The organism is Agrobacterium sp. CNPSo 2736, from assembly GCF_004005385.1.
GTDB classification, from domain to species: Bacteria; Pseudomonadota; Alphaproteobacteria; order Rhizobiales; family Rhizobiaceae; genus Agrobacterium; species Agrobacterium leguminum.
The window spans coordinates 93052-105903 of record NZ_RZTX01000003.1 but is presented as its reverse complement, the minus strand read 5'-3'; the positions used below and the strand labels follow the sequence as shown (position 1 = coordinate 105903).

Annotated in this window: 13 protein-coding genes; 4 read left to right on the top strand and 9 right to left on the bottom strand. The window is 60.1% G+C overall.

Annotated elements, in window-relative coordinates; all coding sequences use genetic code 11:
- Positions 1-26: 26 nt before the first annotated feature.
- Both EM858_RS06855 and EM858_RS06850 read right to left on the bottom strand, forming a co-directional pair.
- Complete coding sequence (locus tag EM858_RS06855; protein WP_127756248.1) at positions 27-512, bottom strand: peroxiredoxin; 486 nt, start codon at positions 510-512, stop codon at positions 27-29.
- A 199-nt stretch (positions 513-711) separates the two neighbouring features.
- Positions 712-1560 carry a protein-disulfide reductase DsbD domain-containing protein gene (locus EM858_RS06850; protein WP_080817486.1) on the bottom strand — a complete coding sequence of 283 codons (849 nt, stop codon included), beginning with the start codon at positions 1558-1560 and terminating at the stop codon, positions 712-714.
- Positions 1561-1721: 161 nt separating this feature from the next.
- On the opposite strand from EM858_RS06850, the gene EM858_RS06845 reads away from it, so the two are divergent.
- The 3 genes from EM858_RS06845 to EM858_RS06835 all read left to right on the top strand — a co-directional run bounded on the left by EM858_RS06845 (position 1722) and on the right by EM858_RS06835 (position 3900).
- Entirely contained in the window at positions 1722-2327 is a 606-nt protein-coding gene (locus EM858_RS06845; protein ID WP_003521117.1) for a YqgE/AlgH family protein, read from the top strand.
- A 105-nt stretch (positions 2328-2432) separates the two neighbouring features.
- On the top strand, positions 2433-2624 hold the full coding sequence (locus EM858_RS06840) for a CsbD family protein (protein ID WP_003521119.1): 192 nt from the start codon (positions 2433-2435) through the stop codon (positions 2622-2624).
- Between the two features lie 169 nt (positions 2625-2793).
- Positions 2794-3900: a putative zinc-binding metallopeptidase gene (locus EM858_RS06835; RefSeq protein ID WP_127756247.1), complete on the top strand. Its 1107-nt coding sequence runs from the start codon at positions 2794-2796 to the stop codon at positions 3898-3900.
- Positions 3901-4150: 250 nt separating this feature from the next.
- Here the strand turns inward: EM858_RS06835 and EM858_RS06830 are convergent, their stop codons facing one another.
- The 4 genes from EM858_RS06830 to thrC form a co-directional block, all read right to left on the bottom strand.
- Positions 4151-7066, bottom strand: coding sequence for a sensor domain-containing phosphodiesterase (locus EM858_RS06830; RefSeq protein ID WP_127756246.1), 2916 nt, complete (start codon positions 7064-7066; stop codon positions 4151-4153).
- Positions 7063-7662 carry a GNAT family protein gene (locus EM858_RS06825; RefSeq protein ID WP_003509108.1) on the bottom strand — a complete coding sequence of 200 codons (600 nt, stop codon included), beginning with the start codon at positions 7660-7662 and terminating at the stop codon, positions 7063-7065. The genes EM858_RS06830 and EM858_RS06825 overlap by 4 nt, the downstream gene beginning before the upstream one ends.
- A gap of 93 nt (positions 7663-7755) precedes the next feature.
- Positions 7756-9054 carry a pitrilysin family protein gene (locus EM858_RS06820; protein ID WP_080817483.1) on the bottom strand — a complete coding sequence of 433 codons (1299 nt, stop codon included), beginning with the start codon at positions 9052-9054 and terminating at the stop codon, positions 7756-7758.
- Positions 9055-9075: 21 nt separating this feature from the next.
- The gene (gene thrC / locus EM858_RS06815; protein WP_127756245.1) at positions 9076-10473 is read right to left on the bottom strand and encodes a threonine synthase; all 1398 of its coding nucleotides are present in this window, start codon (positions 10471-10473) and stop codon (positions 9076-9078) included.
- Positions 10474-10738: 265 nt separating this feature from the next.
- On the opposite strand from thrC, the gene EM858_RS06810 reads away from it, so the two are divergent.
- Entirely contained in the window at positions 10739-11278 is a 540-nt protein-coding gene (locus tag EM858_RS06810) for a PilZ domain-containing protein (protein ID WP_162936788.1), read from the top strand.
- A gap of 70 nt (positions 11279-11348) precedes the next feature.
- Here EM858_RS06810 and EM858_RS06805 read toward each other — a convergent pair whose 3' ends face one another.
- The 3 genes from EM858_RS06805 to EM858_RS06795 all read right to left on the bottom strand — a co-directional run bounded on the left by EM858_RS06805 (position 11349) and on the right by EM858_RS06795 (position 12681).
- Positions 11349-11663, bottom strand: coding sequence for a BrnA antitoxin family protein (locus tag EM858_RS06805; RefSeq protein WP_059754107.1), 315 nt, complete (start codon positions 11661-11663; stop codon positions 11349-11351).
- Complete coding sequence (locus EM858_RS06800; protein ID WP_127756244.1) at positions 11642-11920, bottom strand: BrnT family toxin; 279 nt, start codon at positions 11918-11920, stop codon at positions 11642-11644. The genes EM858_RS06805 and EM858_RS06800 overlap by 22 nt, the downstream gene beginning before the upstream one ends.
- 71 nt (positions 11921-11991) lie before the next feature.
- Positions 11992-12681, bottom strand: a complete 690-nt coding sequence (locus tag EM858_RS06795) for an HAD family hydrolase (RefSeq protein WP_003520496.1) — start codon at positions 12679-12681, stop codon at positions 11992-11994.
- Between the last annotated feature and the right edge of the window lie 171 nt (positions 12682-12852).

The following is a 12852-nucleotide window of genomic DNA, read 5'->3' as shown; positions in this document are numbered from 1 at the left end:
AGGGCCAAGAGGCCTTCTTCTTAATGTCAAAGCTGCTCGATCATCGCCGCAGCGGCAGAGACCGTCGCCTGGCCGGGGTTTTCTTCCACGTTGAGCAACTTCACCACACCGTCTTCCACCAGCATCGAATAACGCTTGGAGCGCACGCCGAGGCCGCCGGCGGAAAGATCGGCGTCGAGGCCGAGCGCCTTGGTGAAAGCGGCGTCCCAGTCGGCGAGGAAGTGGATTTTGCCCTGACCGCCGGAGGATTGCGCCCATGCGCCCATCACGTGCCAGTCATTGACGGCGACGACGGCGATGTCATCCACGCCCTTGGAAAGAATGGTGTCGCGGTTTTCGAGATAACCCGGCAGATGGTTCAGTGAGCAGGTGGGGGTGAAAGCGCCGGGAACAGCGAAGAGAACCACCTTCTTGCCGCCGAAAAGCGCGTCCGTGGTGGTTTCCACCGGGCCGTCGGCCGTCTTTTCCTTGAAAGTTGCGGAAGGCAGTTTTTCGCCGATCTTGATGGTCATGTCCGTGCTCCTGTAGCCGTTCGGTTCGCGCGACTATAGAGTTTGGCAGGGAAAAGTGGAACCCGGTTTTCCCGGGAAGACAAACGAAAACAAGGCGTCCGCATCCTGTCAGATTCAGAGTGAAGCTGACAGGATGCGGAGCACGGAAATGAAATCTGCCATGCGGTTTTCGCGCTAATTTCCAGCGCAGAAACGCTGCTCAGGGTTTCGGGAAATTCAGCATCGTTTCCATGGCACGGTCGCCGGATTTGACCAGGATAGGCCAGCTATTGCCCTGCACCTGATAGGTTTTCGGCAGGCCCTTGATGTTCATGTAGAAGGAGAGCTTGCGCTTGTCGCGCACCAGGTTCTGCGGCTCGTAATAGGCAAAGCCCGAGGGACCGGCGATGAAGATTTCGGTCTCCTTCGGCGCGTTTTCCGGAAGCTGCAATTGCACGCCGAGCATGGTCTTGTCGGGTGTGATGTGGAAATCGATCACCTTGAAATCGTCGGATGCCGCCTCGGGCAGCGTTTCGCGCGCCTCCTCCAGCAATCGCCGTTCCTCGCGGTCGTCATCGCCCGCATTGCCGCGCTCGATTGAAAACTTCGCCTCGAAGGGAATGCAGATATTCTGGCACACGCCGATAAAGGCGGTGAGATCGATCTTCCCGCCTGCCGCCGGGTCGGCGGCTTTCAGCTGAAACGGAAGGCTGACAGCGTGGTCATAGCCGATATCGGTGATGTCGCCGTTTTCGATCAGCTTCGGAACCGGATAGGCCATGGTGGTGAGCGCCGCTCCGCTTGCCGGATCGGGCGTGATCTGCGGCGGTATCCCTGCTTCGCCCGGTTCGCGCCAATAGGTGATCCAGCCGTCCTTCGGTTCGATCTGCAGCACGCCGCGCACCACGCCGTCGGCATCCATGGCAAGGCTCGCCACGCGCATCTGGCCGCCTTCGCTTCTCGCCCAGTCGGTAATCTCGGCCTGGGCGGCTTCAGCACCGCCAAGTAGGGCGGCAAATGCCGCTGCAAAACGGAAATGTGAAAATCGAAAGAATATTCTGGCGCTCATGCTTTCCGTCTAACCCAACATCGCCCGGCGGACCAGTTACGAATTCGTGCGGTTCATCATTTTCGGTTGATTGATCGGGCGCGATGCCGCATCCTGTCCTTTGTCGAAGTGCGAACGCCGTTTCCGTTAAAACGACGGAATGCGGTCTGCTGGAGGCGCCGGTGAGCTTTTCAACCCTGATGGACAAACGCGAACGTGGCTTTCTCGATGGTCAGTTCCTCATCGCGATGCCGGGGCTGGACGACGGCAATTTTGCCCGTTCGGTGATCTATATCTGCGCCCATTCGGATGCCGGCGCCATGGGCTTCATCATCAACCGGCCGCAGCAGATCACCTTCACCGATATTCTGCTGCACCTGAAACTGGTGGACAGCAACGACGCCATCATGCTGCCCAACCGCACCCGCGAATTTCCGATCCAGTGCGGCGGCCCGGTGGAATCCGGCCGGGGTTTCGTGCTGCATTCGGATGATTATCTAAGCGAATCCAGCATTCCGGTCAGCGATGACATTTCGCTGACGGCAACGCTCGATATCGTTCGCGCGATCTCCAACGGCCGCGGCCCGCAAAGGGCCACCATGATGCTCGGCTATGCCGGCTGGGGTCCGGGCCAGCTGGAAAACGAGATCGCCAATAATGGCTGGCTGAATTGCCCCGCTGCGGAAGAGCTGATTTTCGACCGCGGGCTGGACAATAAATACGAGCGGGCGCTGGCGCTCATGGGCGTCGATGCGCGCATGCTCTCCACGGATGCCGGGCACGCCTGAGCCCTGCATATTCCCGCCCGTTTTGGCTGGAACCAAATCCTGACCCCTGACGTTACTCACCCGGAAAGCCGGACAGACAGTACGGCTCAACGAGGGAGTAGTATTATGGGTAGCACATCTGACAAGATCGCCGGTAAAGCCAATGAAGTTGCTGGCAAAGTGAAGAAGAACGTCGGCGAAGCGACGGGCAATAATGAATTGCGCGCCAAGGGTGCTGCCCAGGAAGCCAAGGGCAAGGTACAGACCAGCGTTGGCAAGGCGAAAGACGCCGTCAAGGGCGCCGTCGACCGCATGTAATCTCGCCTGACGGTCTCGCGCCTTTCTGACGATGCGGCGCCTGGGAGCGCATGTGTAACAGCACATGCGCTCTTGTCGTCTGAGGGCCGGAATGTCCTGCTTGTTACGCCGTTCATGTTGATGTCCTAGATTTGCTCCACCCCCCCGATCCATCGCAAGGGTTTCATCGATGAAGCTTTTTTCCTGCGCATCCTGCGGCCAGCCGGTCCATTTCGACAATCGTTTCTGCGTTTCCTGCGGTCATCGTCTGGCCTTCGTGCCGGAGCGGCTTTCCATGGAGGCGCTGGCGCCTGCGGGTGAGCCGAACTGGCAGATTGTCGCGGACCCGCAAAAACAGGTGCGGTTTTGCGCCAATGAAGTGAACGATATTTGCAACTGGTCAGTGCCGGCGCAAAGCGACAGCGCCTTCTGCCCGGCCTGCAGCCACAACCGCCTGGTGCCGGATATTGCGACGGATGAGGGCATCGCCCAATGGCGTCGCATCAGCCAGGCGCAGCGGCATCTGTTTTATTCGATCCTGCGGCTCGGCCTGCCGCACCCCAATCGCGATGCCGATCCGGCTGGCGGCCTCGTCTTCGACTTTCTGGTGGACGAGGTGGCGCCTGACGGTTCCGTCATTCCCGCTATGACCGGTCACGATGAGGGCCTGATCGCCATCCGCGCCGCGGAAGCCGACGATGTCACCCGCGAACAGGTCCGCGCCAATATGAACGAGCCGTACCGCACCATGCTCGGCCATTTCCGCCACGAGGTGGGGCACTTCATCTGGAACAAGCTGGTGCGGGATGAGAACCGCCTGCAGGCCTGTCGCGCCGTCTTCGGCGACGACAGCGAGGATTATGGCGCGGCTCTGCAAAGCAATTACGAAGATGGACCGCGTCCCGACTGGCAGGAAAGCTTCATCAGTTCCTATGCGTCCGTCCACCCCTGGGAGGATTTCGCCGAGTGTTTCGCCCATTATCTGCATATCGTCGATACGCTGGAGACGGCGCGGGCCTTCGGCGTCGCAATCGATCCTGATGGGCATGAGGAAATGGCGGCCGAGGTGACGTTTGATCCTTACAAAGCCCGCAGCGCCGTGCAGCTGGTCAAGGCGTGGATTCCGCTCAGTGTCGCCATCAATTCCATCCAGCGCAGCATGGGGGAGGCGGACCTCTATCCCTTCGTGCTGACGCCGCCGGTGGTGGCGAAGATGGAATTCATTCATGACCTGCTGCATGGCAAGGTGGCGGCGGATCAGTCGCCGATGGCCGAGCAAAATGCGGTAGTGCAGTGAATGTGCGGCAGGCGGAGTGTCCTGATCAGGAGAAGCGCGGTTTTCTTCTCCCGTCATACCGGCCTTGAGCCGGTATCCAGTCAGCCCAAGTCCTTGGGCTGAAAGAAGTCTTTCCGCCGCGCAGACGCCCGTTGGCTGGATTCCGGCTCAAGGCCGGAATGACGGAACGGGGTTTTTCGTCAAGAGGAACAGTCTGACCTTCGAGGAGAGGAGCATCGCTGCCCCTCGCTTCCATGTGTCCCGATATCCCTTACGAAGCCCGCTTCGTCGGCTGGAACCGTTCCCGCAGAAGCTTCAGCGCCGCATCGCCCGAAACCGGGGTGCCGAACAGGAAGCTTTGGCCGAAATGGCAGTTCATGCGCGCCAGTTCGGCCGCATCCTCGGGCGTTTCTATGCCTTCCGCTACCACCTGCATGTCGAGCGCCCTCGCCATGGCGATGACGGAGCGCAGCAGGACGTTGCGCTTGTCGCTGGTATTGGCCACCAGCGCCTTGTCGAGCTTGATGGTGTCGAAGGGGAAGCGGGTGAGATAGGCGAGCGACGAATAGCCGGTGCCGAAATCGTCCATGGCGAGGCTCAAGCCCGTTTCCTTGAGCTTGGAAAGCACAAGCCGCGCCTGTTCCGGGTTCTCCATGACCACGGATTCCGTCAGTTCCAGTTTCAGCTGCTGCGGATTGCAGCGCGTGCGGGTCAGCATGCCGCGCACGTCGTTGTACAATTCGTTGTTCAGCAATTGCGCGCTGGAAATATTGACGGAAATGAAGATCGGCATCTTTTCGATGGCGTGTTGCCAGTCCATCAGATCGGTCGCAGCCCGTTCCAGCGCGAACATGCCGAGCGGCTCGATCAGGCCGGAGGCCTCCGCAATCGGAATGAACTCGCTCGGCGGAATATTGCCGCGCTTGGGGTGCTCCCACCGCATCAGCGCTTCGAAACCGGCCAGCTCGCCATCGTCGAGCTTGACGATCGGCTGGTAGGCCAGCGACAGCTCCTTGCGCTCGATGGCGCGGCGAAGGTCGCTTTCCATCTGCAGCCGGTCGGTGCCCGACGTGCGGAAGGCGGGGCGGAAGGGCTCGACGCGGTTGCCGCCAGCGCGCTTGGCGCGATACATGGCGAGTTCCGCATCGCTGAGCAGCCCGGCAGCACTTTCCTGCTGGTCGATCCACGAAACGAGGCCGATGGAAGCGGTGAGGATGATTTCGCGGTTGGCGAAATTGATCGGCACCATGATCGCCTTGTTCACCGCATCGGCGAAATCGGCCACACGCTGCGGATCGCGCTCCGAGGTCAGGATCAGGCCGAACTCATCGCCGCCAAGACGCGCCAGCGTATCCTGCGGTTTCAACAGACGACGCAGACGACGGGTCAGCGCAATGAGGATATTGTCGCCCGCAGCAATGCCGAGCGTATCGTTGACCAGCTTGTAACGGTCGATATCGATGGCCATCACGGTCGGACGCACGCCCTCGCTATCGGGCGAGAGATTGAGGATCGATTGCAGGCGATCAAGGAAGACCTGCCGGTTCGGAAGCCCGGTCAGATTGTCGTTCATCGCATCCTGAAGCAGTCGCTCCACGGAGTTCCTCTGCTCGGTAATATCGGTGATGGTGCCGACGCAGCGGATGATTTCGCCGTTGGAGCCGAGAACCGGGCGGGCGCGGATTTGCAGCCAGTGGAAATGACCGTCTTCGGCGCGAATGCGGAATTCGTGGTTGAGGCGGCCCTTGCGATGGTCAAGCAGCACGTCGAGCGTCGCCTTGAACCGGTCGCGGTCGTCAGGATGCAGGCGCGGCAACCAGTTGCGCGCAGCGCCATGCATGGTGCCGGGTTCGAGCCCCAGCCGGTTGGAAATATCGGGCGTGGTGACGATGCGGTCGCGCGTCACATCCCAGTCCCAGACGGTATCGCCGCTGCCCGTAAGGGCCAGCGATTGCCGCTCGAGGTCGGAGAACAGACCCTGCTGATAGGCGCTGCCGGCAAAGGCGTGCTGGATGACGGTGAAGCCGATCAGAAGCACGATCAGTACCAGCCCGCCGCCGAGCGCCGGCTGCACGATGTCGTTGTCCAGTTGCCCCGTCACCGTCAGCCAGCTGCCGAACAGCCAGACGAGGATAAGCGCCCAGGAGGGAACCAGCAAAATGGCCCGGTCATATTTGTTGAAACCGAGATAGATGATGAGGGCGATGCCGGCGGTTGCGGTCAGGGCGAAGGACACGCGCGCGATGCCGGAGGCGACCGAGGGATCGTAGATCGCCACGCCGAACAGCAGCGCCAGACCCACCACCCAGGCAAAGGTCGCATAACCCAGATGCGCATGCCATCGGTTGAGATTGAGATAGGTGAACAGGAAGACCACGAAGCTGGAGGCGAGCGCGACTTCCGCGCCCGCCCTCCATATTCGCTGATCGCTTGAGGTGACGGTGATGAGCTTTTCGAGGAAGCCGAAATCCACGCATATATAGGCGAGCACCGCCCATGCGAGCGCGGCCGAGGCCGGCAGAACGGAGGTTCCCTTGACCACGAACAGGATGGTCAGAAGCACGGCGAGCAGGCCGGCAATGCCAAGCACGATGCCGCGATAGAGCGTAAACGCGTTGATCGTGTCCTTGTAGGCCTCCGGCTCCCACAGATAAAGCTGCGGCAGCTGCGGCGTGGAAAGCTCGGCGACGAAGGTGATGACGGAGCCGGGATTGAGCGTGATGCGGAACACGTCGGCATCCGGGCTCGGCTGCCGGTCAAGCGCAAAGCCCTCACTCGGCGTGATCGCCATGATGCGCTGCGAGCCGAGATCGGGCCAGAACAGCTTGGAATTGACGAGGCGGAAATGCGGGGCGACGATCACGCGCTCCAGCTGCTCTTCGGAGACGTTGGCGAGTGCGAAAACCGCCCAGTCGCCCTGATGGTCGGTGGAGCTGGCGCGTACCTCGATGCGGCGGCGAATGCCATCGGGGCCGGGCGCGGTCGAGACCTGAAAGGCCTCGCCCTGGTTGGCATAGATATCGGTGGTCGCCGTCAGGTCGAGCGCCGTGTCGTCACGGGAAATCTTCACCGGCTCGAAGGCATAGGAATAGGAGGAGAAAAGCAGAAACAGCAGGAAAAACGGCACGGCCAGCGCGATTGCCGCCAGACGTTTCGTGAGGCATGGCTCATGGTGAATGTAGGTCATGTATCGTACTTCGTTCCGCCGGAGCTTTGCTTGTCGGCAAGAAGGGAAAACATCATATGATCCCGCCATTGGCCATTGATTTTCAGATATTCCCGCAAGAGGCCTTCCCGCTGGAAACCGGCATTTTCGAGAAGCCGGATGCTTTTGAAGTTTTCCGGAATACAGGCTGCCTCGATACGGTGCAACTGAAGTCCGTTAAAGATGTATGGTATTACCAATTTTAATGCGGCAGACATATGGCCTTGGGCGGCGTGCCGCTCGCCGATCCAGTATCCGATCATGCAGCTTTGCGCCGCACCCCGACGGATGTAACCGATGGTGATACCACCGACCAGCAGCGTCTCTTTCTCGAATAGCAGGAAGGAAACGGCGGTGCCGGAGGAAAATTCCTGCCCGTTGCGCACCACGCGCATGCGGAAGGCGCCTTCCGTCAGCTCGTCCGGCCGCCAGGTCGGCTCCCAGGGCTGGAGAAACTGTCGGCTTTCGGAGCGCAGCACATGCCATTGCTTGAAATCGCCGTAGCGCGGCAGTCTGAGAAGGTGATTGGCGCTGCGCAGTTCGGGCGTGTCGCTATGTCGGGAAAGAAAACGCAGCATTCACGATCCCTGTGCGGCAGACATCGCCATCCGCGAGCGGGATGGCGAAAAAGATGAGCGGTCTTCGCCTTTAAATCCCGCTCTCATATCGGTTTATCCGTTCGCCTTTATCCTTGCGGGCTGCTGCGCGGAAAGCGCTGCAGTGATGTCGGAAAGAGGCGGCAGATGTTCGAGCGGGCCAATTGCGGACAATGTCGGAACTGTATCGAAAAACAGCCGTCCCGCAAGATCGGTCAGGCGCGCGCGGGTGATGTCGCCCAGCCTCTCCATCATCTCCTCATTGGGGATGGGCCGGCCGTAAAGCATCATCTGCCGGGCCATCTGACCGGCGCGGGCGGCCGGGCTTTCCTGTCCCATCAGCAATTGCGCGCGGATTTGCGCCCGGGCGCGGTCGATTTCTTCCTGATGGATGGTCTGCGAGGACTTGCGAAGTTCCTCCAGAATGACGGGCACCAGTTCCGGCAGGTCGTTGCCGCCGGTCGCCGCATGCACGCCGAAGATGCCCGTATCGGAAAAGCCCCAGTGGAATGCATAGACAGAATAGCAGAGGCCGCGATATTCGCGCACTTCCTGGAACAGGCGGGAGGACATGCCGCCGCCCAGGATATTGGCGAGAATCTGCGAACAATAGAAATCTCGGGCGTGATAGGCCTTGCCCTCGAAGCCGAGGAGCACCTGCGCATCCATCAGGTCGCGGGTCTCGCGGATTTCCCCGCCGGTATAGATAGCCTTTTCGAGCACCGGCGTGGCGACGGGCAATTGCGGCAGCGAGGCGAAACGTTCCTCCACCTGCTTCACGAAGCTCTCGTGATCGACAGCGCCTGCCGCCACGACGAAAATGCGGTCCGTCGTGTAGTTGCGGGCGAGATAATGCCTGATCTGGCCGGTGGTGAAGGATTGAACGGTGTCCGGCGTGCCGAGGATCGGACGGCCGATGGTCTGGTCGCGATAGGCGACGCCGGAGAAATTGTCGAAGATCACGTCGTCGGGCGTATCGGTCGCCGCGCCGATTTCCTGCAGGATGACGTTTTTCTCCCGCTCCAGCTCGTCTTCGTCGAACAGCGATTCCGTCAGGATGTCGGCAAGGATATCGACGGCGAGGGGGACGTGGTCTTTCAGGACGCGGGCGTAGTAGGAGGTCGTTTCCGTCGATGTCGCGGCGTTGACTTCGCCGCCGACATTTTCGATTTCTTCGGCGATCTGCCGGGCGGTGCGGCGCGCCGTGCCCTTGAAAGCCATATGTTCGAGAAGATGGGCGATGCCGTGTTCGGCAGTCGTCTCGTTGCGGGAACCGGATTTGATCCACACCCCAAGAGCGACGCTTTCGAGATGCGGCATTTTTTCCGTCACAACGGTCAACCCGGACGAAAGCCGGGTCACATTTACTCTCATACTCAACGTCTTTCCGCGTCTCTATTTGCCGGCGCGTGCGTGTTTGCCGATGAAAGTTTCCACGGCTTTGAGCTCCGCATCCAGAATGTCGAAACGCTCCTCCCGGTTCATAATGTCAGCTAACCATACTGGAAGCGCAGGCTCGATTGCGCAAGCGGATTTTACAGCGGCCGGGAATTTAGCCGGGTGGGCGGTAGACAGAACGACCATCGGGCTTGACGCCTTTTCGTGCTTTTCCGCCACGAAAACACCGGTCGCCGTATGCGGGTCGATCAGGTAACCGGTTTTCTCAAGCGTGTCGCGGATCGTTGCCGCCACCTGCTTTTCGGTGGCGCGGCCGGCGCGGAAATCCTTCTTGATGAATTTCAGCGCGTGCGGCGGAATTTCAAAGGATCCCGACTGCTTGAGGCCGTCCATGGACGCCTTTACCGCAGCGGAATCACGGCCATAGGCTTCGAACAACAGCCGCTCGAAATTGGACGAGATCTGGATGTCCATGGAGGGCGAGGTGGTCGGCTTGACGCCGCGCATCTCATAACGGCCGGTCTTCAGCGTGCGCGCCAGAATGTCGTTGTCATTGGTGGCGATGACGAGCTTGTCGATCGGCAGGCCCATTTTCTTGGCGACGTAACCGGCGAAGATATCGCCGAAATTGCCGGTCGGAACGGTGAAGGAAATCTTCCGGTCGGGGCCGCCGAGCGAAAGCGACGCGGTGAAATAATAGACCACCTGCGCCATGATGCGCGCCCAGTTGATGGAGTTGACGCCGGAAAGCTTCACGCCGTCGCGGAACTTCACGTCGTTGAACATCTCTTTGACCAGCGTCTGGCAATCGTCGAAATTGCCGTTGATCGCCAGCGCATGCACGTTGGAAGCGGTCGAGGTCGTCATCTGGCGCTGCTGCACCGGCGAGACCTTGCCGTTCGGGAAAAGGATGAAGATGTCGGTGCGCTCGCGCCCGGCAAAGGCGTCGATGGCCGCGCCGCCGGTATCGCCCGAGGTTGCGCCGACAATGGTGGCGCGTTCGCCGCGTTCGGAAAGCGTATAGTCCATCAGCCGGGCGAGAAGCTGCATCGCCACATCCTTGAAGGCGAGCGTGGTGCCGTGGAAAAGCTCCAGCACGAAAGTGTTCGGGCCGGTCTGCGTCAACGGAACGACGGCCGGATGCCGGAAGGTCGCATAGGCGTCGTCGATCATCGCCCTGAACTTGTCTGCCGGAATTTCGCCGCCGGTGAAACGGTAGAGAACCTCGAAGGCGACATCCTGATAGGACTTGCCGCGCAGGTTACGGATTTCCTTCTTCGACATGGAAGGCCATTTGCGCGGAACGTAAAGCCCGCCGTCACGGCCAAGGCCCGCCAGAAGCGCGTCGCAAAAACCAAGCGAAGGGGCCGCACCCCTGGTCGATACATATTCCACGAGATAGTCCCTTATCCGTTACCGATGCGATCGGCGTCTTTGTCCGCAGCGTCTCACCGGAATGAGGCGATTGGCGAGCTAATGAAGGGCTTTTCTGAAAATTCAAGCAAAACCGAACATGCCAATCGATTTTTTCCGGCGTCGCTGCTATAGACCATCGCCAACCTGGGTGAAAGGTCAATAAACAGCGTCTCCGGTTCTGTTCCGGGACAATGGAGAGGGAATTAGAAGAGTGTCAGGGAATTTCTTGCGTTTGTCCGCCGCGATGTCGCTTCTCGTCGTTGTTGCAGGATGCAATTCCTCCAACCCGTCGGACTCGCTTGCCGTCAACCCGCCGGCGGCGCAGGCCGCACCGACGGCTGCCGTGGTTCAGGCCAATTGCCCGGCCGTGACGGTTCTCGATGCCAACGCCGTTCATCGCGTCTATGCCGGCGGCGCCAAGGACGATCCGCAGAAACTCGCCTATCAGGTCTCGCTGTCCGATACGACGCGTTCGTGCACCGCCAATGAATCGACGCTCACCGTCAACGTGCTGGCCCAGGGCCGCCTCGTTCCCGGCCCGATGGCCAAGCCCGGCCGCGTGACCGTGCCGATCCGCGTGACGGTGAAGGACGGCGACGGCGAAATCTACGGCGAAACCACCGCCTTCGCCATCGATGTTCCGGCAGGCGGAGCCGGCACGCAGTTCATCTTCAACAATGACCACGTCGCCATCCCCAACGGACCGGGCGGCGCACCGAAGTCGGTCAGCGTCTTCATCGGCTTCGCCGAGCAGGGCGCAAAGGCCAAGACCAAGCGCCGGTGATTTGACGGGCTGGATGTAAAAGCCGGGGCTGCTTTTGCGGGCTCCGGTTTCTTTTTGAATGGCAACGAATTTAAATGCCTGCTGCCTTTCGCAAGGCCTCGTTGATGCGGCTCTGCCATCCTTTGCCACCTTCGCGAAAACGCTCCACCACGTCTTCATCGAGGCGTAACGTCACCTGTTTCTTCGGCTTATCCACCGGCGGGCGGCCACGCGTCTTTCTGTATTCATCAATTGCTTCGAAGAAAGCAGGAGGCAAAACGTCTCTGGCGGGGCGTGCATTTGCCAGTTCCTGATCCGTCATTTCCGGGAAGTCGACGGCGTCCCAGTCCGCTTCGGTATAGCCGCGTCCGGGTTTGAATTCTTTTAGTTTTGCAACTTTGGCCATGGCAACCTCCTTCTTTCCCTGGAACTCGCCCGTCGGAAGCTGATGATGGATATTGCTTCTGTCCCGACAGTCGCAAAAACAACGGCCATAGTTCCGTCCCGGAAATATCCGATCGCTTTGAAACGCGAACTTCCCGGTTCGGTGAGGCTTTTCTCGATGATGGCGTTCTCCCAATCAAACCCATCGATATCTTCAAAATCGAAGCCGTGCTTCTCGATATTGGCGAGCCTCTTGTGCTCGTCCCATATGACTTTCATGAATTAATGTAGCTACATTTATTAAAATATCAATGCTACCACTCAGATCACGAAAGAAGCCGCTTCACAACTTAAAAAGCGCCTTCCCACTCCGCCATCGCCGCAATCACGGCCGGCAGATCCTGCATGCGCGAGATCACCGTTTCGGCGCCCGCATCCGTCAGCCGGTCGGCGTGGCTCGGATAGGTGTGGGATGCGCCGGTGAAGCCGATGACGCGCATGCCGGCGGCTCTTGCGCCATGGATGCCGTGCACCGAATCCTCGACCACGACCACGCGGTCGGGGGAAACGCCGAACTGTGCCGCGCCGTGCAGGAAGATGTCGGGCTTCGGCTTCACGCGGTCGGCTCCAAGGTCCTTGGCGGAATAGATGTGCGGCGCGAAATAGGGCTTCAGGCCGACTTTCGTCAGCATCATGTCGAGGCGGTGGCTCGATGAGTTCGAGCAGATGCAACGCGGCGTGGTCAGGCGCGACAGCGCGAATTTGACGCCCTCGATGATCTTCACGTCGCGTTCCAGCCGCATGTCGAGCAGCTTTTCCGACTTGTCGAGCAGCGAGGCGGAGAGCGGAATGCTGGCTTCGCTTTCCACCTGCAGAAGAATGTTCTTCCAGGTCATGCCGGCGAAACGTTCGCCCATTTCCTCGACGGAGATCGGATATCCGGCTTCGGTCAGGAGGCGGGATTCCACCTGCGCCGCGATGATTTCGGAATCGACCAGAACGCCGTCACAGTCGAAAATAATGAGGTCGAAGCCGCTCATGGGCGCTCCCTGTATCGGATTTGGCTGGAAGAAAATGATGCCGGGCTTTTAGACCATGTCCGCGCCAAGCTCAACCGGCTCACCCGCAAAGGTCGGTCCCATCCGGCTCATAGCTCGGTCGGCCCGTGTAAGCGACTGTGCCGCCTCGAATATTTGGTTTGGCGTCCCTTT

What these genes read in the sequence shown, in the direction of transcription:
- EM858_RS06855 (WP_127756248.1), bottom strand. Translation starts at nt 512, where the DNA reads ATGACCATCAAGATCGGCGAAAAACTGCCTTCCGCAACTTTCAAGGAA.
- EM858_RS06850 (WP_080817486.1), bottom strand. Translation starts at nt 1,560, where the DNA reads ATGAGCGCCAGAATATTCTTTCGATTTTCACATTTCCGTTTTGCAGCG.
- EM858_RS06840 (WP_003521119.1), top strand. Translation starts at nt 2,433, where the DNA reads ATGGGTAGCACATCTGACAAGATCGCCGGTAAAGCCAATGAAGTTGCT.
- EM858_RS06835 (WP_127756247.1), top strand. Translation starts at nt 2,794, where the DNA reads ATGAAGCTTTTTTCCTGCGCATCCTGCGGCCAGCCGGTCCATTTCGAC.
- EM858_RS06830 (WP_127756246.1), bottom strand. Translation starts at nt 7,066, where the DNA reads ATGACCTACATTCACCATGAGCCATGCCTCACGAAACGTCTGGCGGCA.
- EM858_RS06825 (WP_003509108.1), bottom strand. Translation starts at nt 7,662, where the DNA reads ATGCTGCGTTTTCTTTCCCGACATAGCGACACGCCCGAACTGCGCAGC.
- EM858_RS06820 (WP_080817483.1), bottom strand. Translation starts at nt 9,054, where the DNA reads ATGAGAGTAAATGTGACCCGGCTTTCGTCCGGGTTGACCGTTGTGACG.
- EM858_RS06810 (WP_162936788.1), top strand. Translation starts at nt 10,739, where the DNA reads ATGTCGCTTCTCGTCGTTGTTGCAGGATGCAATTCCTCCAACCCGTCG.
- EM858_RS06805 (WP_059754107.1), bottom strand. Translation starts at nt 11,663, where the DNA reads ATGGCCAAAGTTGCAAAACTAAAAGAATTCAAACCCGGACGCGGCTAT.
- EM858_RS06800 (WP_127756244.1), bottom strand. Translation starts at nt 11,920, where the DNA reads ATGAAAGTCATATGGGACGAGCACAAGAGGCTCGCCAATATCGAGAAG.
- EM858_RS06795 (WP_003520496.1), bottom strand. Translation starts at nt 12,681, where the DNA reads ATGAGCGGCTTCGACCTCATTATTTTCGACTGTGACGGCGTTCTGGTC.